Here is a 21,118-nt window from a genome sequence, read left to right as displayed (position 1 = left end):
ATCTCCCGCCCAACCCCTACTCCCCACAATAAAATTGCCTGTTTGTGGAACTGGCATCTTGCCCGTTCTTAACAATAATTCAAGCAGAACTGCTGCTAACTCCATTAATTACAGCCGCACCAATCAGATGAGCCAAACGCAAAGCTTCTGGAACTTTACCAGTGTCTGTCAAACGCTGGAGAACCCTCGCTATTACTTCCGGTTGTTCGCCACAAACTTGAAAAAAGAAAGGTTCAAAAGCGTGAATTATCCCAGCGCGACGCAACAATTCTAAACGGTATTGCGACTCTGGTAAATGGCGGAGGGCTTTTTCAACAGCAGCTAAATCTGGTTGGCGGCGCATGACAGCAACGCAAGGAATTTGCAGCCGCGATGCTAACTCAGGAAGGTCAATAATATTGAAGCCTCCGAAAGCAATTCCGTCTAGCAAAACCAGATGCAATTGCGGCAGAAATTTGCCTCCGAGGAGTAGCCCAGAAATAGCATCCGTGGCATCTAATCCGTCTGGGAGGACTTGTCCCCAAACCATTCCTTCAAATCTAGTTCCCCCACAGACTATGCCCGCGATCGACACCAGACTGCCACTTCTACGAGAAAACGGAGCATCGTCAAAGCCAATAACCTTAATTGTGCGATCGAGCCTCAGCAAATCTGCCAGTTTCAACTTGGGGAATTCCGTAAGCTAAAGTTTTTGACATTAATTTGACTTCTAGATATAGTATCATATACGTTAAAGACCTCATTACTAAAAATATTTTAGACAATTGGTAAAAAAATACGTAGCAGCGATCGACCAAGGAACTACCAGCACCAGATTTATCGTATTCGATCGCCTGGGACAGATAATTTGTCGCAACCAACAAGAACACCAGCAAATATATCCGCAGCCAGGATGGGTTGAACACAATCCCGATGAAATTTGGCAGCGCACCCAAAGCGTGATTAAAAATGCCCTCGAAATTGGCAATATTGACCCGGAAGATATTGCTGCACTCGGTATTACCAACCAGCGCGAAACTACAATTGTTTGGGACAGAAAAACTGGCAAACCTTACGGTAATGCGATTGTTTGGCAAGATACCCGCACTCGCTTTATTTGCGATCAATTAGCTGAAATTGAGGGCAAAGATAGATTTCAAAAACGATGCGGTTTGCCGCTGACAACTTATTTCAGCGGGCCGAAAATTAAGTGGATGCTGGACAATATTCCAGGATTGCGGGAAGCGGCAAATCAAGGGGATGCGATTTTTGGCAATGTCGATACTTTTCTGATTTGGCACCTGACGGGCGGCGCGCACATTACCGATGTTACCAACGCCAGCCGCACGATGCTGATGGATTTGCAAACCCTCGATTGGGATGCCGAAACTTTGGAAATAATGGCAATTCCCCGCCAGATGCTGCCAGAAATTCGCCCTTCGAGTCAAGTTTTTGGAACTGCAAAAGGATTGCTTGCAGGTGTTCCAATTGCTGCTGCTTTGGGGGATCAGCAAGCCGCTCTCGTCGGGCAAACTTGTTTCAGTCCGGGGGAGGCGAAAAATACTTACGGTACGGGCTGTTTTATGCTGCTGAATACCGGTGAGGCGATCGTCCCCTCAAAAAACGGGTTACTAACAACAGTCGCCTACAAGATGGGGGAATCGCCCGCTGTGTATGCTTTGGAAGGCAGTATTGCGCTTGCCGGGGCTTTAGTGCAGTGGCTGCGGGACAATTTGGGTATCATCAACACATCTGCAGAAGTAGAAACATTAGCAAATACAGTTGAAGATAGCGGCGGAGTTTACGTTGTCCCGGCGTTTTCTGGACTCTACGCACCCTATTGGAAAGACAGCGCCAGGGGAGTAATTGCAGGTTTAACTCGCTACGTGACTAAGGCACACATTGCCCGCGCCGCATTGGAAGCTACAGCGTGGCAAACGCGAGAAGTATTGGAGGCGATGAATCAGGATTCTGCTGTGCAGCTTTTGTCTTTAAAAGTAGACGGAGGTATGGTGGTAAATCACACGCTGATGCAGTTTCAGAGCGATGTTTTGGGAGTGCCTGTGATGCGGCCTGTGGTAGCAGAAACTTCTGCACTCGGTGTGGCTTATGCGGCCGGTTTGGCGGTGGGTTTTTGGAGTCAGCTAGCCGAATTGCGGGACAATTGGGCGGTGGATTGTACTTGGGAACCGAAAATGCCGATCGCACTTCGCGAGCAAAAATATCGCTTTTGGAAAAAAGCAGTTTCCCGCACCTTCGATTGGGAAGAATGAATCGCTGAGTTAAGTCCAAAATGCGTATTTAGTGATATCATTAAACCCAGCACTATTTTTTACCTGGCCAATAAATGATTTCGCTAAAGAACTTAAAAAATTTTCTCACCGCCTTTCTATTGATACTGACACTGGCATTTGTAGAAATCGCTACTAATTCCCAAATGGCGATCGCAGATACAGCTACAAATACCACAACCGCAGCCGAAGTATTCAGCACCAACTGTGCAGGCTGTCACATCAACGGTGGCAACATTATCAGGCGCGGCAAAAACTTGAAACAAAAAGCTTTAAAAAAATACGGCATGGATTCCATCGCCAACATTTCCAACTTAGTAACCAACGGCAAAGGTATTATGCCCGCTTACAAAGATCGTTTGTCAGAAAAACAAATTATCGATGTTTCAGCTTACGTACTCTCCCAAGCTGAAACCGATTGGAAATAAACCAGATTATGTACATGGTAAGACCAGGTTTAGCGCCTAACTTCAGGAAACCAAGCCGAGGTATAATGTAAGGGCTGGTTTAGCGCGTAACTTGGTCATCGATGAATAATCTTTATACAAAACCTGCCTGCTTCTTGTCTTTTATTGTTCATCCCTTAATCATCTCAATACAAACCTGTCCTTTTTTCGGTTTTTTGCTAAGAAAGTGTAAATTATTGGAGGTATTGCAAGTTGAAAAAATATTATTGTTGGCGTAAAACTTTAACTATTATTAGCTTGTGCTTTTATCTAATTTTAGCGGTTAGCCCGCCCGCTTTCGCCTCGATTCACAAATATCCAGAAACTGCTGAGACAGTAATGTTCCGATCCGTACAAAGCCTGCGCGATACAGACGATAAAGCATGGCAAGTTGTTTTGTACAAGCGAGTAAAGTCGGGAGTAGTAAAGTCTTTAAATCTGAGAGTGGTAGGATTTCCGGGAACAGAATTGCAGCACCCGGTTCCGCTGAAAGTGGCGGCGGGCAAGCGGGAAATGGGCAAGGCTAATGATATTTGGAACGAGTCGGGTTTGCCAATTAATGTCGGAGAATACGATTTTAAATCAATAATTGCACAATTGGAAAGCAATCAACCTTTGCTGTTGAGTTTGCCCGTGAAAAATCAAAAAGAAACAGAATTGCTGGTTCCTCCTTTTGCTGTGAGACAATGGCGGCTTTTGTCTGACAAAAACTAAAGATACCAATTTAAGCGCACTCTACATTTAAAAGCCATACAATTTCCCATGTCACAAATCGCTATGTTTAAATATGCCTTAAGGTAGATTTAACGTATTTGAAGAATAATTTGGTCTGGCAAAAACTAAAGATACCAATTTAATAGCACTCTACATTTAAAATCGCTACGATTTCATCAATGTATCAAAAATAACTTTATTTACATAGACCTTAAGGTAGATTTAACCTATTTTAAGGGTAATTATGAAACAAACTAAAAGCTGAGTTAGTCGAGTGACAAAACTTCAGTGTTTTAACGTAGGTGTATTCAGGGTAAATCTACTATGACTTTAATCAGTAAAATTGTCCGCAAAGCTTTGGCAACAGGTTACTTAACGGTTGAGGCAGAAGAACAGTTGCGACAGCAGTTGCAGATGACTAAGTACGGTTTAGAAGATTTTGAGGCTTTTATTAATTTGCAAAAAGAGGTGATGGAGGGTAGGGTGAAACAGCAAGCTTTGGAATTGTTACGATCGCGCAAATGTTCTGCGACGGCTTGAATCCCGTTCGATCGACCTTTTGGATCAAGGGGATAAAAAAGTTACAGCATCTTCTATTTTTATCCCTAACAGGGCTTACGCATGTAAGACCGAAGGAAGAAACCGGGTTTTTTACCTAATCTCTGGCTGAAAACGAAGAATTTTCGTAAAAACACCCGGTTTCTGACCACCGGTGCGTAAATCCTAGCTAATTAGAAATTTCCGGCGCGATAGAACTTGACAAAACTACAACAATCCGCAATAGTAGTAGATTGTCTGTCTAAATCCGGCTCGGATCAGGTTAAGACATTCCAAAAGCTGGAGAGCAGTCAGCAGTCAAAAGTCCACAACGACCAATGACCAATGACTCATCAGCTACCTGTACGGCAATCTCAACAACCATCCCATGACTTACGCAATCATTGAAACCGGCGGCAAACAATTTCGGGTAGAACCAGGCCGCTTCTACGACATCGAACTGCTTCACGTCGAAGCTGAATCCAAAGTCACCATAGACAAAGTATTTCTGATCCAGCACGAAGGCGAGGTTCATATCGGCCAGCCTCTACTAGAAAATGCCACTGTAGAAGGAACGGTTCTCCGGCATTTCCGGGGCCGCAAAGTCCTCGTCTACAAGATGAAGCCGAAAAAGAAAACTCGGAAGAAAAAAGGGCACCGTCAAGAAACAACTCGCTTTATGATTGACTCGATTAGCGTCAACGGTACAGTCTTGGCCGCCAGAGACTTAACTGCAGCAGTTGTTGAAACCCCCCAAACCGCCGAAACTGATTCAGAATAAAAAATAGTAAATACAGTTGAGGATATTATGGCCCACAAGAAAGGTACAGGCAGTACACGTAACGGACGCGACTCTAATTCTCAGCGTCTGGGTGTCAAAAAGTACGGCGGTCAAGTTGTCAAAGCTGGCAACATTTTGATCCGTCAACGCGGCACTAAAGTTCACCCTGGTAATAATGTTGGTATCGGCAGAGATGATACTCTGTTTGCCATGATTGACGGTGTGGTGACTTTTGAAAGAAAAGGCAAAACTCGCAAGAAAGTCAGCATTTATCCTGTTGTAGCAGCACCTGTGGCTGAGCCCGTGGCGGAAGCTGTCGCAGTTTAATTGCGATATTTTGGGGCGTTGCTTAAGTCTCTTTTGTTTGTCTCAAAGTCTCGATCCCCCCTAGCCCCCCTTAATAAGGGGGGGACAAGATTTTTCTTAAAGTCCCTCTTAATTAATGGGATTTAGGGGGACAAGATTCTTCTCAAAGTCCCTCTTAATTAACGGGATTTAGAGAGACAATATTCTTCTCAAAGTCCCCCTTATTAAGGGGGACTTAGGGGGACAAGATTCTTCTCAAAGTCCCCCTTATTAAGGGGGATTTAGGGGGATCTAGACTTGACTGGAAGCGACAGTCCTAGGTTCTGTCAATTGGTGAAAATTTAAGGCTTAATTTGTCACCAATTTGTGGCTAGCCTCCTCCGACAATTGTGACAACTTCTAAAATGTCGCCCTCTTGCATCTGTGTAGTTTCCCAAAATTGTTTGTGCAGAATTTCGCCGTTGTACTCCACAGCCACCAAGCGCGGGTTTAATCCCAATTGTTCTAGTAATTTTGGTAACGGTGTGTCGATCGCACAATTGCGGGTTTCTCCGTTAACTTGCAGCGCAATTTGATTTATCATAAGTAAAATATCAGTTTTCAGGGCGGGTTTTGTAACAAAATTATATTTTATGCACAGATTTCCTGTGCTAAACCCGCCCTACGAATCGCAAATAAACCTAGCTTTTCCCGTGCAAAGCTTTCTGAGCTTTCAGATTCTGCATCCGAATCAACTGCGAGATGAAAAACTGCGTAACTAAAGTAGGCTGTTCTGCTTCCATAATTGCGCGTACTATGGCAACCCTTTGAGCTCCGGCATTCAATACTTCATCGAGGTTGTTGATATCAATTCCGCCGATCGCAAACCACGGAATCGGCGACTTAGTAGCAGCATACCGCACATAGTCCAAACCCGCCGCCTGTTTATCAGGTTTAGTAGGAGTGGAGTAAACCGGCCCAACTCCAATATAGTCTGCTCCCTCTTCAATAGCTCGCTGCATTTCCTCGCCATTCGTAGTAGAACGACCGATGATTCGTCCCGGGCCGAGCAACTTGCGCGCTTCCGCCACAGGCCAATCTCCCTGCCCTAAATGTACGCCGTCGGCATCCGCTGCGATCGCCAAATCCACGCGATCGTTCACAATCAGCAAAGCATCATAGCGGTGACAAAGTTCGCAAAGCTGGCGCGCATTAGCCAGCTTTACCCCGTCGTCTGAGGTTTTGTCGCGGTACTGCACCAAAGTCAGTCCGCCTTGCAAAGCAGCTTCCACAACTCCCAACAAGTTGTCTCTCGGCGAAGTTACGAGGTATAACTGCGATCGAAGTAACTGCTGGTAGCGCCGGTAAGCCAGCAAATTGCTTTCGAGAGTATAAACCCGATAGCGCATCTGCTTAAAAGCCGCGCCCATATTCCGATCGTAAATTTTGCCATACTCTTCGAGTACCCGCAAAGCTTCTTCCACCCGACAGAAATTCGCCTCCAGTAGCTGCTGAATGCTCGAACGCTGCTCTTCCTGCGGGTGAGTCAACTCCGTACCCGGATCAGCAGGCGTATCCCTAGCACTGCGAAGTTCTGCGACGTGCCAAGCAGCCAATTCTTGACGCAGTTGCTTGCACTCGCCAGCTAAATCGGCGTTGTTGAGACCAAACCTGCACCATTCTTCAATAATTCTCAACCCTTCGCGCGATCGATCTAAATTTGCATCTAAAATCCGGCAGAGGGCTGGCTGTGCCGGTAAAGTTCTGTTTTGTTTGTCGGTCATTCACAACCACCCTAATTATAATTAATCTTACCAATCAACCCGCTATATTCTCCCACGCCGTCAAGATTGTGGCAAAGCAGGCGGCTTAATTTTGGCATAAACAGATGTAAATTCGACAATAATTTTTTAAGTTTTATTGAATTTGATGAAAACAAAGCATAATAGATCAAACTTGATAAGAGTGGAATCGTTAAACTGCATACCACACTTCGGAGGAGAGCCGTGAGGTTAGCAGAACAACACAAAAGATTAACGGCAGAAAACCCCAGCAGGCGGGTGAAATCAAAGTTCGATCGCAAAAACCCGACACCGAAATCGGGAAGCGGAACTCGGATCGCAAATCAGTGGGGTTTATTTATGCTCCTAAATTCTCAATATAGCGAGTGCAAAGAAAAGCGATCGCAAAAATTTTGTTTGAGTTCTTGCCTTCTACTCGTCTTTGCGATGACCGCCCTTTGCAACCATCAACCGTCAGTTATCGCTGCCGGGATACCGGGAGTGCAGCTACTTTCTCAGACGCTGCAGAGCGACATCAACATACTCTACGTCAGCTCGATCGGGGGCAGCGACACGGGGGGCAACGGCAGCGATCAAGCTCCGTTTAAAACCCTTACCTACGCCTTAAGCGTGGCCCCGCCCAAAACAGCGATTTTGCTAGCGCCCGGTACTTACAGCGAGCAAACCGGCGAAAAATTTCCATTAATGCTCAGGCCCAGCGTGACAGTTCAGGGAAATCCCAACACTCGCGGTCAGAATATTGTCATCAAAGGCGGAGGATACTTTATCAGTCCGACTTCGGCGGGTCAAAATATCGCGATTTTAGGCGCAGATGGGGCGGGACTCAGCGGGGTGACGGTGACGAATACCAACTATCGCGGTTACGCTTTGTGGATCGAATCGAGTTCTCCGACAGTTGTTAACAATACTTTTTCTGGGAGCACTCACGACGGCATTTCGGTAGTGGGTACATCCAGGCCGACGATTGGCGGGAATGTTTTCTCGAAAAATGGAGCTAACGGCATTACTATTTTTGGCAGTTCCCAGCCGGAAGTTCGAGATAATGTGTTTGAAAACACCGGATTTGGGGTGAATGTAGCGCAGAACGCTTCGCCTCTGCTGATCGGCAACAAAATTACTCGCAATAAGGACGGCGTGGTGGTGCAAGCTAATGCTAGACCTGTGCTGCGTAACAATTATATCGAGAGTAATCGCCGGGACGGAATTGTGGCGATCGCGAGCTCTCTGCCCGATTTGGGAACTGCCGCCGAACCGGGGGGCAATGTCATTCGCAACAACGGTCAGTACGATGTCAACAATGCGGCAAAAGGTCAAGTAATCCCAGCTTACGGCAATCAATTGTCGAGCAGCCGGACGACGGGATCGGTTGATGTGGCGGGAACTTTGACACCGCCGCCAATGGGGGGAAGTGCTTTGCAGCTAACGGCCGATCGACCTCCCAGCATCGGTGGTCCAGACACTTCTCTCCCGGCTTACACTCCCGGCCGGCTAATTCCCAGAGTTGAAAGAGCGCCACTTCCCCCGCCTGCGCCCGTTTCAATGCGATCTGTGCAAAATCGACCCGCACCGCCAAGCGCTCAGTTGCGACAAGAACTTTCTCCGAGGAATGCCGCTGCTTCATCGGTAGCCCAAGGGGCGATCGCAATTCCTGTGCCCGATCCGAATTATCGATCAGTTTCGGAAATTTCGGTACAGCAACCAATTATTCCTCCCAATTTTGATAGTTCGAGTTCGGTTTCTTCCGAGGGTAGATTGCCGGTTCCGGGCCGCAACATTCCGATCGGAAGGGGCGGCTATGTACCTGCACCTTTAGGGGGTAATTCTTTGCCCGATGCCGCGGATAATTCGCCGTCATTCGATCGAGCCAGAGCTTTGGGTTTCCGGTATCGAGTTGTGGTGGATACCGACAGTTGGCGCGATCGACAAAAAATGCAATCCCTCGTTCCCGGTGCTTTTCGCTCTTTTTCCAGCGGACGACCGGTGATGCAAGCCGGTGCTTTTCGGGAACTAGAAAAAGCTGAGGAATTGCTACAAATGCTCAGCGCTAACGGTTTGAATGCTCAAATTGAGGAGATTAAATGAAATGGTCAGTAGTCAGTAGTCAGTAGTCAGTAGTCATTAGACCTCTTTCAAAAATAACTAGGAGGGGCAAGATGCCCGTTCCAAAATTTTATTAAAAGGACTTTTGCAAGAGGTCTATTACTTTGTTAACTGTTAACTGTCAACTGTCAACTATCAACTGTCAACTGTCAACTATCAACTATCAACTGTCAACTATCAAAAATTTTAGGGCCTAGCATATCGGATGCCAGACCCTAAAAAGTTTGTAAATTCAGTTGATTCAAGTGGGTTTTTAGCTCTGCTGAGTTTCAGCAAACTACAACTAAGGTGGACTTTTTTGCAACTACTCTGCGGACGAGCTAGCTATCAGCGGAGTCTATTCAGACTTCTGTCTTTGACTGTTGTGCGATCGCAACTTTTGATTAATCCAATAGCCTCAAGCTATTTAACAAATACGAATCGCAATATCAACCTTTCTTTGCTAATAAGCTACACGGTTCAGGCGTTGCCTGCGGACTAGAGCAGATCGGGACAAATACTCTAATTCCAAATTTTTATCCAAGTTTTTTGTGCTTCTTGGTTTTGCCCCTCATGTTTTTAAGTTAACACCAACTGCGTGCATAAAAACACTTTGTTTACCAAAGTTGACACTTTTTGACGTGCAGAAATACTTCCCAAAGCGATTATTAACAATTTGTACGATCGCCCGATACCGCAACGTGCATAGCCGGCACTTTTGGCTTGCTGTCAACGCAGCAGAGCTTCCCAAGTTGCGCGGCCGACAATGCCGTCTGCTGGCAGTTGATATTGTCGCTGAGCAGCCTTGACAGCAGCTTGAGTTTCCGGGCCAAACACGCCGTCAGCACTCACCCGCAAAAATCCCTTGGCCCGCAGCCGCTCTTGCAAATCTCTGACGGCTTGCCCGCGCATTCGTCTTCTCAAAACCGGGAAATTGGTTGGCTGCGCTTCGGGGCTAATCTCTGAGTTGTCGCCAGTTACAGGATCGTTGGCGATCGGGTTTTCGATCGCGCTCGGAGTCGCAGGAAACAGCCGGTTCCAAGTATCTTGACCGACTATTGCGTCGGGAGGCAGGCCTGCTGCTTCCTGGAACTGAGACACAGCTCTAGCGGTGCTTTGTGAGAAAATCCCGTCTACAGTGTCAGGGTAAAAGCCCAATAATTTAAGAGCAGCTTGGAGTTCGATCACTTCCGACCCTCGGCTGCCCAATTTGAGCGTGGGACGGACGATCGCACCTGTTTGAGCGATCGAATTATTGCTGTTACTCTGTTCGGAGGTAGGTAGCTGTGCGACAGCAGGAGTAGGGGTGATCGAGCTCATTGCCAATAAACCGCACAAACTCCAGCCGAAGAGCAAACTCGGAACCTCGCGGGCTTTATTCCAGCTTGCTGTCAAGTTTTGGGACATTGGGAATTTGACCTCTGGAAAACTGGTAGCGATCGTACATCAAATCTGGAAAAAATTTACACATCGGGCATGGGGCATGGGGCATGGGGCATGGGGCATGGGGCATGGGGCATGGGGCATTTCTGATTCCCCTCCCTTCCCTTTCCTTAAAATAATTTATCCCCTGAAATAGCTGCAATTGGCAAAAAAACTGCTAGATTGCCCTACAGAAAACATTGAACCGCGTTCATTGGGCCCCAGCAACACCATGTCCGAATTCAGAACCGCCAGCCAAATAGACATCGGCAACGTCAACATCGGGAACTTCCAAGTCGGCAGCATCAGCGGCACCAAATACAACGATTTTAACGCCAACGGCCGCCCTGATCCCGGAGAAGTCCCCATTCCCAACTGGCAAATCTACCTCGACCTCAACAACAACGGCCAGCCAGAATTTAACGAACCTTCCACCGTCACAAACGCGCAAGGCAACTACATCTTCGCCAACCTGCCACCGGGAACTTACCAAGTTAGGGAAGTCCAGCAGCCGAACTTTCGCCAAACTACCCCAAATCCCGCACCCATCACGATTACCAGCGGCACAAACGCTGGCAATATCAATTTTGGCAACAACTTTAACGCAGGGACGATCGCAGGCACAAAATTCAACGACATCAACAACAACAGCAGCCGAGATCCCGGCGAACAAGGGCTAGCTAACTGGCAAATTTACCTCGATCTCAACCGCAACAACAGGCTCGACGCCGACGAACCTTTTACTTTTACAAACGTTGAAGGCAATTACGCTTTTGTCAATATTCCCGCCGATACATATTTGGTGAGAGAAGTCCAGCAACCGGGTTTTCTTCAAACCACGCCTGACCCCGGCCCGGTTAACGTTACTTCCAACGCCACTGTCAACAACATCAATTTTGGCAATGTCTTTTTTGTCGGCAGCATCAGCGGTGTCAAGTTCAACGACCTCAATGCCAACAGCGTCAGAGACGCCACAGACCCGCCCCTGGCAAACTGGCCAATTTACCTCGACCTCAACGGCAACAGCAGCTTTGATCCGGGCGAACCCAATACCATCACAAACCCCCAAGGCAACTACACTTTTGCCAATGTTTCTCCCGGCAGATATTTGGTGAGGGAAGTTCAGCAACCGGGATGGGTACAGACTACGCCAAATCCAGGCCCGATCGACATCACCGGCAATACCAACGCTGTCGGCGTCAATTTCGGCAACAATTTTCCTACCGGCAGCATCAGCGGCTTCAAGTTCAACGACCTCAACGCTAACGGTATCAACGAACCGACGGAACCGAGAGTTGCCAACTGGCCCATTTACCTTGATTTCAACAACAATGGCAGTTTAGATCCGGGCGAACCTTCGACTTTAACCAACCCCGAAGGTAATTTCTCTTTTATCAATTTGCCTCAAGGAACCTATGTCGTGAGGGAAGTTCCGCAGCCCGGTTTTCTCCAAACCACGCCTAATCCGACGCCGATCACCGTAGGCAACGGCACAAATGCCACTAATCTCAGCTTTGGCAATGTATTGGTGACTGGCACCATCAGCGGTGTGAAATTTAACGATTTTAACGCCAACGGCATCCTCGATGCCGGGGAACCGCCGATCGCCAATACTCAAATTTACATCGACCTCAACAACAACAGCAGTTTAGATCCGGGCGAAGCGAGTACCTTAAGCGACCTTCAAGGCAATTACAGTTTCCGCAATGTTCCGGTAGGTAGTTATGTTGTCCGCGAAGTTCCGCCGCCCGGTTTCATTCAAACGACTCCGCCTGCGGTGGTTGTTGTCTCGGCAGAGATTGGGGCTAGCAGCATCGATTTCGTGACTGGAGAGGCTGAGGGTAGGTCGGCTAAATCCTGGAAGGGCGACCCGTTAACTGATGCCAACAGCTATACGAGACCCGAACCTGCGGGTAATATGGGGGCGGATAGCTTGCTTTTGAGCCAGGGTCGTGATAGTGATCAAATTAGTAAATTTTTGAGTGATGGATTTTTTGCAAATTTAGGCAATATTCCTAACTTTGGGCAACAGAATGTCGGTCTGGAGCCTAATGCACAAGTTGGTAATTGTGTCAATATCAATGAATTAGATAATGGGGTGATAGCTGACTGGTTTGTGCCGATGGGTGTGAGGAATTTCCCGGTTAAGTAGGGTGAGACAAAGCTCGATCGCCCCGAATCCAAAACCGCAGATAAAAATTAGGAAGAGGTTAAAGGGCGATCGCGTGATACCCTATTGTTGGCAACCTCCAAAGCCAAGCCAGAGTTCCGGGAAGCCCAAAGCTGGCTTGTATATGAGGAGCAAGATTCAGAGACAGTATCATACCTGTTTTTAGGAATTATCAGACAATTCCCCAAGTGCGATAGCCCTCGTGGCATGGTCGCTCAAGTCACCGAGGTGCAGTGAGTTTTAACGTTGTTCCAGCTCAAAACAGCAAGTGTCCACGGGCAGAAGAACTCCGGGCGCAAATCTTGAAGATATTGCGCTCAAATTGCCACAGCTATTCAAAACCTGATATAATCTCGTGCGACAAAGCTGGAGTAAGCCTGATGTTAGATGAGGAACCTTCGAGCAACGTAGACGTATGTATGATTGAGTAGCGATCGTCAGTCGCTAGCAGCAGCTAACTGCTGATTGACAAAGTGATACAGTAGCCTGTAGCTTACGTAGATTTAGGTGTGAAGGAACAGAAAATCATGGCAGAAAAAAGTGCTAGTCAGGTAACTCCTGTATTATTTCCAGTAGTGTTACCGCCAACCATCAATTTTGGCAACGCTCCTGCGGGTATCCAGGGTACCAAGTTCAACGACCAGAACCTCAACGGCATTCGAGAACCCGGCGAACCGGGGCTCCCCAACGTCCAAATCTTTATTGACACCAATAACAACACCACTGTCGATCCAGGTGAACCCTCGACGTTGACAAACCCCAGCGGAAACTTCGTATTTCCAGGCTTGCTTCCAGGCACCTATACAGTCAGGGAAATCTCGCCAGCCGGTTTCAGCCCGACAACTCCCAACCCAGTCGTCGTCACCCTCGCGGGCAATAATGCCACAGTGTTGTTCGGCAATGGTCCCGTCCCGGAAGGTCAGATTATTGGCTGCAAATACCTCGACGTAGACAACGACGGCTTTCGAGACGGGAGTGAACCCCCGATGGAAAACGTCAGAATCTATATCGATGCCAACAACAACGGTCAGCTAGATACAGGGGAACGCACTACCTTAACCGATAGAAACGGCGAGTTCCGATTCACTGGTTTGTCGGCTGGGCTGTACCGGATTCGAGAAGAGCGCGCCAACGGGCCCGGCACTGAACCGTTAGAAAGAGATTTTCCCCAAAGCACTCCTCCCGGCAACACCCCCCTGCTTGACGTGAACCTCGGCCCTGGCGAAACCTGGGCCTGCGCTCAAGTGGGCAACACTCCCCTGTACGAAATCCCGATCTTCAAATTCCGGGACAACAACGCCAACGGCATACAAGACTCCGGCGAAGTTGCCCTCGAGGGCATCCCGTTCATCCTCGATTTGAACCGGAACGGCAGGACAGACGTGGGCGAACCGCGACTGTTAACTGGGCCTGATGGTAGGGCTACCTTCAGAGATTTGAAAGCTGGCAGCTACTCTGTATTGGAAACCTTTGAAACATTCATACCCAACCAGCCGCCAATTGCAACTACGCAGAACCCGGTAGAAGTCACAGCCCCCGGGCCCCAATCGCGACAGCAGGGAACACTGCCTTTCATAGTGGCAGATCCAACTGTTCCAGGTGGTCAGCGGGTCGTTGCGGCGAACTTTCCGCCCCCCTTCCCGCCGGTCAACCCGGAACCCGCAGTCTTCTTCACCCCGATTTTGGTAAATCCAGGTAGCGGTGCTGTCGGGAATACGCGCCCCAACATCACGGTCTTCAAATATAACGATCAGAACGCTAATGGTCGTTACGAACCGGCCAACACTCTACAGGAAGTGGGCATTCCCGGCATCACGGTCTACCTTGATGCCAACGACAACGGCGCCCTCGACACAGGGGAACAGTCGCTAGTAACTGATGCCAACGGGCGCGGTGCTTTCACCAACCTAGAACCTGGCAATTATGTGGTTCGGGAAGTGCCACAAGCTGGTTTTAGTCCTACTACTCCGGATCGGGTGCAGTTCAACCTCAGCACTCAAGATGCCAACGTTGTCTTTGGCAACACCCCCAACAGCCGCATCACTGGATGCAAATTCCAAGACTTGAACGGCAACGGCTACCGGGACGGCTTTGAAACGCCGATCGCAGGGGTCACAATCTACATCGACAGCAACGGTAACGACGCCATTGATGCCGGAGAAGCAAGTACCGTCAGCGATCAGTTCGGCCGCTGGGAGTTTGGCAATTTGACTCCCGGTATTTACCGAGTCCGGGAAGTAGTGCCTTCCAATTCTTTCCAAACTACTCAACCACTGGACATCGTTTTGGGCGCAAACCAAACGTTTACTTGTGCTTTGGTGGGCAACGGCCAGTTCTTTAACTATCTCGGAGGAAAATTCCGGGACGACAACCGCAACGGCCTTCGAGATGAGGGCGAACCTCCTTTGGAGGGCATCCCGTTCACCTTGGATTTCAACAACAATGGTCGCTACGATGCTGCTACCGAGCCTCTGGTGAGGAGTAATGCTCAGGGCGAGGTTCTGTTCACCAATTTAGCTCCGGGTACCTATTCGCTCTTGGAAGTTTTCAACGCTCCGGGCGTTGCCAACCCGTTCCCCATTCCGACAGGGCCTAATCCTGTTACGTTCTCGGTGCCGGGGCCAAATACTTTTGTAACACCGATCGTGCCGGCGCCAGTACCGACGGAACCAGAAAGGGTTATTGACAGCATCGATCCGCTGACCGGCGGCACGGTGACTGCTTCTAGCATCTCCGATGATAATGATCCGCTGAATAAGCCCGTCCCCGGCTCAGTCCCTCAACCAGTCAGCAATTTTGGCAACTTTGTAGTAGATCAGAGTCCAGTTGTTAGCAGCTTTGTTGACAGCAACGATTTGCAAAATTCGGCGAATTACCTGATTGCAACATTTTTAGAAGAGAATGGTCTCGATGAATCATTGTTCGTCGTTCCTCCTAGTCCTACGAATTCGCTTCTTTAATCTTAAGTTGGGTCTCTAGTTGGAGACTCAGCAATTAGCAACTAGCTTGTTTAAACTGCACGTCAAATGATCTTTTGGCGTGCTTTTTGCTGTTGTGACAATAATTAGAGGCTCGCGGGGCGGGTTTATGGATTTCTTTAATTACCGGAAATATTTTTCGTGAAACCCGCCTCTACAACAAATATATCCCCATACTCGTAGAGAGGGTTTTACCGACAATCTTTGAAGGAAAACTCACAATTTATATAAACCAGCCCTCCACAATCATGGGCTCGGCTGACGGGTTTATTTATCTCTTTAATTACTGTCTTTAGTCGTAGAGGACGATCGGCAAAAAGACCGATTCCCCGCCTCAATAAAACCTTTATTTATAGAGGTAGAACGTAGAGGAATATGTTATGCCAACTCAACAACAAACCAATCCGGCTCAACATCAAGAACAGCAACCCGGTATTGAATCGCAAATGACCCCGCAACCCCAATCCTTCGCGGAGGGATATCGAGGTAGCGATAAATTGCGGGACAAAGTAGCCTTAATTACTGGCGGAGACAGCGGTATCGGGCGTGCAGTGGCGATCGCCTTTGCCAAAGAAGGCGCTAACGTGGTCATCAGCTATCTTAATGAAGATGATGATGCCAAAAAGACCAAAGAGGCGATCGAACAACAAGGCCGACGCTGTATTGCGATCGCGGGCGACATCGGCGATGAAAGCCTCTGCCAAAATCTTGTAGAACAAACAGTTAAAGAATTCGGACACCTCGACATCCTCGTCAACAACGCCGCCGAACAGCATCCCCAAGAAAGCATCGAAGACATCACCGCCGAACAATTAGAGCGCACCTTCCGCACCAACATTTTCTCAATGTTTTACCTCACAAAAGCCGCTCTCAAACACCTCCAAGAAGGAAGTGCAATTATCAACACTACCTCAGTCACCGCCTACAAAGGCAACCAACAATTGCTAGATTACTCCTCCACAAAAGGAGCAATTGTTGCCTTTACTCGCTCTTTGTCTCAAAGTTTAGCTGAGAAAGGAATTCGCGTCAACGGAGTTGCCCCCGGCCCGATTTGGACTCCTTTAATTCCTGCTACTTTCCCTGAAGAAAAAGTGGAGAAATTTGGTGCAGACACGGCATTGGGACGCGCAGGTCAACCCGATGAAGTTGCCCCCAGCTACGTGTTTTTAGCTTCAAAAGATTCGTCTTACATGACGGGTCAAATTTTGCATCCCAACGGCGGATCGGTGATTAACGGATAGATTTGTCGCGAGTTGAGATATAAATAACCGCATTTTGTGGGGGAACTTTCACCCACAATCTCTGACTATAACTCACAATCTAAATAAACCCGCCCCCACAACCACGTTACCTAGGGCGGGTTTATTTAGATTGTTTTTTTATAAAAAAACAGTAATCCCGCTACGTGGGTAGCGGGATTGATAGGTTGCAGTTTAACTATTCTCTAGTTTTGCTAGAGTTGTAATTAGGTGACTGCTGAATTAGCTCAGGTTAGCCATTTCTTGCTGGATGGTGCTTTTGGCTGCTTTGAATTCAGTAGCCATTTGTTCCATTTGTGCTTCGCTCAGGTTGCGGCGAATATGAGGGAACATATCGTTTTCTTCTTGTCGAATGTGATCTTTAACCGCTGTTTGGAGCTGTTTAATTTGGGCTTTGAAATCAGAAGAAGTGGGGTTGAGAGCCTTAATTTGGGCAAGCATCTGCTTCATTTCTGCTTGCTCGCTGTACAGTTCTTGGGTATTGCCGTAGTAGCTGCGAACTGCGGGATAAACAACTTGTTCTTCTGCTTCTGCGTGAACGCTGAGGTCTTTGTAAAGTTGACCGAAGAATTCTTGCAGTTTTTGAGGATCGTCGGTGCTTGCGATTTCCATAAATAGGGTATCGGTTTTGCGGTGATCCATTGAGATGATTTCGGTGATGTTCATCTCATCTTTGCTGCGGGTAACTGCACCGCCGATGATGCCGGTCATAGCTGCCATTGCATCTTGTACGCGAGCCCAAACGCCTTGGTCGGGGTCTTTGCCAGTCAATTCGCGTACGCCTAAAATTTCGAGAACTCCTTTGAGTTGTTCTTGGTGAGCGCGGTTCTCAAAGTTAACTGTGTTGAGGGGGGTAATGGCAGCTTCGATGTCAGCGCCGACTACTTGAGCAGCTTTGTGAATTAACAAACCGGCCATTGTTTGTTTGTGTTTGAGCAGTTCGTGCTGAGCGACTTTTTCAAACATGGTGAGTTCAGAACCTTGCATGAGTTTCTGAACTTCTTCAATCATTTTTGTGCTGGTTTCTTTGGGTTCGGTTTGAATGCCGTATTGCACGATCGTAGTTTCTAATACGCCCAAGTTTTTGCGATCGTCTTCGAGCATATCCCGGAAGCGCTGGGCTAGTTCGGAGTCGTTGCAGGAATTGATGAACAATTGCTCGTTGGCTATCAACAGGTTTTGCAGCGCTTTCATGTCTGCTAATTTAGTTGCGATCGCTTGGCGCTTGGTATCTTCTAGGGTAGCTACCATCTGTCGTTTCTCCTCTCAATGTATTTAGTGTTCTTACATCTCTTAATTTATTGATATATTCTGATAACATCCTCTTTCTCCCGACTGATTCATTAATATCCCGCGCAACCTATTGACTTTTAAACCAAGAAATGATAGTTAATTAAGGCTAAGGTCGTTTTTTAAAAAAGCAAAAATTACCCTTAATCACTGCCAACTGACCACTGACCACTGACAACTGCCAACTGCCAACTGAGTTTTGTATCAATTAATCCCGATCGCAGAGCTGTAAAGCGCTACCATAGTTGCAGCCGAAGTTAACTAAAGTTTAAGAATAACTAGCTTGTCTCAACTGCTCACTGCTTTAGAGTTCCCAGCCAATGTCTGGAAGCTGAATAATGGGTTAACGGTCATTCACCAGCGGATTTCGGCCACACCGGTGGTCGCGCTAGACGTGTGGGTGAGGGCTGGCGCTACCCTGGAGCCGGATTCTTGGTCGGGAATGGCTCATTTTTTAGAACACATGATATTTAAAGGGACGGATTCGATCGCCCCTGGAGAATTTGATCAAGTAATAGAAAATCGCGGCGGTGTCGCGAATGCAGCTACAAGTCACGACTACGCGCATTTTTTCGTCAACGCTGCGGCCGATTATTTAGCAGAAACAGCGCAGCCACTGGCAGAATTGCTGCTGCGGGCTTCGATTCCCGATCGGGAATTCGATCGCGAGCGAGATGTGGTGCTAGAAGAAATCCGCCAAGCTCAAGACAATCCCGATTGGCTGGGTTTCCAAGCCATGATGGAAACAGTTTACCAGCGACATCCCTACAGGCGATCGGTATTGGGCACGGAAGAACTGCTGATGTCGCGAACTCCCCATGAAATGCGCTGTTTTCACCGATCGCACTATCAGCCGGAAAATATGACTGTGGTGGTAGTCGGGGGAATTGATGAACAACAGGCCAGAGATGTTACGGGGAAAGCATTCGAGCAGTTTTCGGATCGGTGGGATTGTCCCAAATTAACCGCAGAGGCGGAACCGCCACTGATAGAAATTCGCCGTCAGGAATTGAGCCTCCCGCGATTGGAACAAGCCCGCCTGATGATGGCCTGGACGGGCCCGGGAGTTGAACACTTGCAAAGTGCTTGCGGCTTGGATTTGCTGTCGGTGTTGCTTGCAGACGGGCGGACTTCGCGTTTAGTCAGGGAACTGCGGGAAGAATTACAATTGGTAGAGGCGATCGACAGCACTTTCTCGCTGCAACGGGAATCGAGTTTATTTACTATCAGTGCAGTCTTGGACGCCAAGGATGTCGAACAGGTGGAATCTCGGATTTGCGATCGACTTTGGCAATTGCAGTCTGAGCCAGTTTCCGAGGTAGAATTGCTCCGCTGTCAGCGTTTGCTGTGCAACGATTTTGCTTTCTCGCTCGAAACGCCGGGACAGCTAGCCGGTCTTTACGGATATTACAATACGATCGCCACTGCGGAAGTAGCGCTCAGCTATCCCACTAGGATTAAGGCATTTGGGCCCTTAGACCTCCAGCGCCTAGCTCAACAATATCTCTCTCCTCGGCGCTATACAGCAGTGGTACTCAAACCAATCTAATAATAGTTGACTGTTCACTGTTCACTGTTGACTGTTCACTGTTAACAGCAACTAGGTTGAGTTGAGACATGAAACCCAAGTCTATTAATTGGAAATTTGAGATTTGTCCCTCAATCTAAAATCTCAAATCGCCAATCTCAAATCGGATGATCGGTAACGCTCACGCTCTACCCATCCTACGAATAATCATGACTAACAGCCAACAGTCAACAGTCAACAGTCAACAGTCAACAGTCAACAGTCAACAGTTAACAAATAATTCAATGAAAAATGAAATCCAGCGCACGGTTTTAGACAACGGTATTGTTGTCTTAGCAGCAGAAAATCCAGCAGCAGATATTATTGCAGCTAGGATATTCCTGCGGGCCGGCAGTCGCTACGTGCAGCCGGAACAAGCAGGGTTGTGTCACTTGCTGTCGGCGGTAATGACTAAGGGAACCGATCGGCTGTCTTCGCTGGAAATTGCCGAGTGTGTAGAATCGGTGGGAGCGAGGTTGAGTGCCGACTCTACTACAGACTATTTTTTAGTGAGTTTGAAGACGGTTTCTGCGGATTTTGAGGAGATTTTGGAGTTGGCGGCGCAATTGACGCGATCGCCCACTTTCCCGGAAGCTGAAGTCGAACTCGAACGCCGCATTGCCATATCGGCAATTCGATCGCAACAAGAACAGCCATTTGCGATCGCCTTCGAGCAATTGCGGCACGCGATGTACCAGGAACATCCCTATGCTTTCTCTCCCTTGGGCACGGAAGCTACTATGTCAAAGCTCACCAGAAACGAGCTCGAACAGTTCCACAAAACCTATTTTCGTCCCGATAATGTAGTTATTTCTGTAGCCGGCAGAATATCGACCGAAGATGCGATCGCCCTGATCGATCGAACTTTTGGGGACTGGAAAGCGCCTTTAACACCCCTGCCAACTTTAACCGTCCCCCCCTTATCACCATCCCCTCAATCGGTCGTTACAGCGCAAGATACGCAGCAATCAGTGATTATGCTGGGCTACCTCGCACCCTCTGTCAAAAATCCCGACTACGCAGCGATTAAGTTGCTGAATACTTATTTGGGTAACGGTTTGTCGAGCCGATTGTTTGTGGAATTGCGGGAAAAGCGGGGCTTGGCTTACGACGTTTCCGCGCTCTACGCGACGCGCTTGGACACGGCTCAGTTTGTCGTGTACATGGGTACGGCGCCGGAAAATACGACGACTGCTTTTGAAGGATTGCGCGCAGAAGTCGATCGACTCGCCAACATCGAACTAAGCGAGGAAGAATTGCAAGCTTGCAAGAATAAAATGCTCGGTCAATATGCTTTAGGAAAACAAACTAATTCGCAAATTGCCCAAGTTTTAGGCTGGTACGAAATTTTGGGATTGGGAATTAAATTTGACCAGCAATTTCAAGAAGAAATTGCACAGGTGACAGCTTCACAAGCGCGGGATGCTGCTAAGAAATATTTTGTAGAACCGTATGTTTCTTTGGTGGGCCCGGAGGCGGCGATTACAGAGTTGGGTGTAGTGGCTGTTTGTTGAGGAG

The 21,118-nt window shown here is 48.0% G+C and carries 17 protein-coding genes; 12 read left to right on the top strand and 5 right to left on the bottom strand.

Features of this window, described 5'->3' with window-relative positions; all coding sequences use genetic code 11:
- Positions 1-79: 79 nt before the first annotated feature.
- Positions 80-664 (bottom strand): endonuclease dU, encoded by a 585-nt coding sequence (locus tag QT979_RS02720; RefSeq protein WP_333308013.1) that lies wholly within the window; start codon positions 662-664, stop codon positions 80-82.
- A 100-nt stretch (positions 665-764) separates the two neighbouring features.
- Between QT979_RS02720 and glpK the strand changes: the two genes are divergently transcribed.
- The 6 genes from glpK to rpmA all read left to right on the top strand — a co-directional run bounded on the left by glpK (position 765) and on the right by rpmA (position 5,075).
- Positions 765-2,252 carry a glycerol kinase GlpK gene (glpK, locus tag QT979_RS02715; RefSeq protein ID WP_333215603.1) on the top strand — a complete coding sequence of 496 codons (1,488 nt, stop codon included), beginning with the start codon at positions 765-767 and terminating at the stop codon, positions 2,250-2,252.
- Between the two features lie 74 nt (positions 2,253-2,326).
- Positions 2,327-2,698, top strand: coding sequence for a c-type cytochrome (locus QT979_RS02710; RefSeq protein ID WP_333308011.1), 372 nt, complete (start codon positions 2,327-2,329; stop codon positions 2,696-2,698).
- 231 nt (positions 2,699-2,929) lie between these two features.
- On the top strand, positions 2,930-3,430 hold the full coding sequence (locus tag QT979_RS02705; RefSeq protein WP_333308009.1) for a DUF3122 domain-containing protein: 501 nt from the start codon (positions 2,930-2,932) through the stop codon (positions 3,428-3,430).
- Positions 3,431-3,754: 324 nt separating this feature from the next.
- On the top strand, positions 3,755-3,970 hold the full coding sequence (locus tag QT979_RS02700) for a hypothetical protein (RefSeq protein ID WP_015176895.1): 216 nt from the start codon (positions 3,755-3,757) through the stop codon (positions 3,968-3,970).
- A 385-nt stretch (positions 3,971-4,355) separates the two neighbouring features.
- Positions 4,356-4,748, top strand: coding sequence for a 50S ribosomal protein L21 (rplU, locus tag QT979_RS02695; protein WP_172190164.1), 393 nt, complete (start codon positions 4,356-4,358; stop codon positions 4,746-4,748).
- A 27-nt stretch (positions 4,749-4,775) separates the two neighbouring features.
- Entirely contained in the window at positions 4,776-5,075 is a 300-nt protein-coding gene (gene rpmA, locus QT979_RS02690) for a 50S ribosomal protein L27 (protein WP_190738131.1), read from the top strand.
- Positions 5,076-5,424: 349 nt separating this feature from the next.
- On the opposite strand, the gene thiS is transcribed toward rpmA, so the two are convergent.
- On the bottom strand, positions 5,425-5,637 hold the full coding sequence (thiS, locus tag QT979_RS02685; protein WP_015176890.1) for a sulfur carrier protein ThiS: 213 nt from the start codon (positions 5,635-5,637) through the stop codon (positions 5,425-5,427).
- Between the two features lie 97 nt (positions 5,638-5,734).
- Positions 5,735-6,817: a thiamine phosphate synthase gene (locus QT979_RS02680; protein WP_333308006.1), complete on the bottom strand. Its 1,083-nt coding sequence runs from the start codon at positions 6,815-6,817 to the stop codon at positions 5,735-5,737.
- Between the two features lie 222 nt (positions 6,818-7,039).
- Between QT979_RS02680 and QT979_RS02675 the strand changes: the two genes are divergently transcribed.
- The gene (locus QT979_RS02675) at positions 7,040-8,917 is read left to right on the top strand and encodes a DUF1565 domain-containing protein (protein ID WP_333308004.1); all 1,878 of its coding nucleotides are present in this window, start codon (positions 7,040-7,042) and stop codon (positions 8,915-8,917) included.
- Positions 8,918-9,643: 726 nt separating this feature from the next.
- Here the strand turns inward: QT979_RS02675 and QT979_RS02670 are convergent.
- Positions 9,644-10,321, bottom strand: a complete 678-nt coding sequence (locus tag QT979_RS02670) for a peptidoglycan-binding protein (RefSeq protein ID WP_333308002.1) — start codon at positions 10,319-10,321, stop codon at positions 9,644-9,646.
- A gap of 247 nt (positions 10,322-10,568) precedes the next feature.
- Here QT979_RS02670 and QT979_RS02665 point away from each other — a divergent pair, with 247 nt between their 5' ends.
- The 3 genes from QT979_RS02665 (at position 10,569) to QT979_RS02655 (ending at position 16,725) form a co-directional block, all read left to right on the top strand.
- Positions 10,569-12,488 (top strand): SdrD B-like domain-containing protein, encoded by a 1,920-nt coding sequence (locus QT979_RS02665; RefSeq protein WP_333308001.1) that lies wholly within the window; start codon positions 10,569-10,571, stop codon positions 12,486-12,488.
- A 527-nt stretch (positions 12,489-13,015) separates the two neighbouring features.
- A complete protein-coding gene (locus QT979_RS02660) occupies positions 13,016-15,466 on the top strand; it encodes an SdrD B-like domain-containing protein (protein ID WP_333307999.1) in 2,451 nt (816 codons plus the stop codon).
- A 398-nt stretch (positions 15,467-15,864) separates the two neighbouring features.
- Entirely contained in the window at positions 15,865-16,725 is an 861-nt protein-coding gene (locus QT979_RS02655) for an SDR family oxidoreductase (RefSeq protein WP_333307997.1), read from the top strand.
- A 240-nt stretch (positions 16,726-16,965) separates the two neighbouring features.
- Here the strand turns inward: QT979_RS02655 and QT979_RS02650 are convergent, their stop codons facing one another.
- On the bottom strand, positions 16,966-17,994 hold the full coding sequence (locus tag QT979_RS02650; RefSeq protein ID WP_333216430.1) for a hemerythrin domain-containing protein: 1,029 nt from the start codon (positions 17,992-17,994) through the stop codon (positions 16,966-16,968).
- Positions 17,995-18,316: 322 nt separating this feature from the next.
- Between QT979_RS02650 and QT979_RS02645 the strand changes: the two genes are divergently transcribed.
- Both QT979_RS02645 and QT979_RS02640 read left to right on the top strand, forming a co-directional pair.
- A complete protein-coding gene (locus QT979_RS02645) occupies positions 18,317-19,582 on the top strand; it encodes a pitrilysin family protein (protein ID WP_333307995.1) in 1,266 nt (421 codons plus the stop codon).
- A 263-nt stretch (positions 19,583-19,845) separates the two neighbouring features.
- A complete protein-coding gene (locus QT979_RS02640) occupies positions 19,846-21,114 on the top strand; it encodes a pitrilysin family protein (protein ID WP_333308100.1) in 1,269 nt (422 codons plus the stop codon).
- Positions 21,115-21,118 lie beyond the last annotated feature (4 nt).

The organism is Microcoleus sp. w2-18bC1, from assembly GCF_036700365.1.
Taxonomy (GTDB): domain Bacteria; phylum Cyanobacteriota; class Cyanobacteriia; order Cyanobacteriales; family Microcoleaceae; genus Microcoleus.
This window is presented reverse-complemented; position numbering and strand designations above follow the sequence as displayed.

Excerpts from the sequence above, each read along its gene's own strand:
- QT979_RS02710 (WP_333308011.1), top strand. The coding sequence starts at position 2,327 with ATGATTTCGCTAAAGAACTTAAAAAATTTTCTCACCGCCTTTCTATTG.
- QT979_RS02700 (WP_015176895.1), top strand. The coding sequence starts at position 3,755 with ATGACTTTAATCAGTAAAATTGTCCGCAAAGCTTTGGCAACAGGTTAC.
- rplU (WP_172190164.1), top strand. The coding sequence starts at position 4,356 with ATGACTTACGCAATCATTGAAACCGGCGGCAAACAATTTCGGGTAGAA.
- rpmA (WP_190738131.1), top strand. The coding sequence starts at position 4,776 with ATGGCCCACAAGAAAGGTACAGGCAGTACACGTAACGGACGCGACTCT.
- thiS (WP_015176890.1), bottom strand. The coding sequence starts at position 5,637 with ATGATAAATCAAATTGCGCTGCAAGTTAACGGAGAAACCCGCAATTGT.
- QT979_RS02680 (WP_333308006.1), bottom strand. The coding sequence starts at position 6,817 with ATGACCGACAAACAAAACAGAACTTTACCGGCACAGCCAGCCCTCTGC.
- QT979_RS02670 (WP_333308002.1), bottom strand. The coding sequence starts at position 10,321 with ATGTCCCAAAACTTGACAGCAAGCTGGAATAAAGCCCGCGAGGTTCCG.
- QT979_RS02665 (WP_333308001.1), top strand. The coding sequence starts at position 10,569 with ATGTCCGAATTCAGAACCGCCAGCCAAATAGACATCGGCAACGTCAAC.
- QT979_RS02655 (WP_333307997.1), top strand. The coding sequence starts at position 15,865 with ATGCCAACTCAACAACAAACCAATCCGGCTCAACATCAAGAACAGCAA.
- QT979_RS02650 (WP_333216430.1), bottom strand. The coding sequence starts at position 17,994 with ATGGTAGCTACCCTAGAAGATACCAAGCGCCAAGCGATCGCAACTAAA.
- QT979_RS02640 (WP_333308100.1), top strand. The coding sequence starts at position 19,846 with ATGAAAAATGAAATCCAGCGCACGGTTTTAGACAACGGTATTGTTGTC.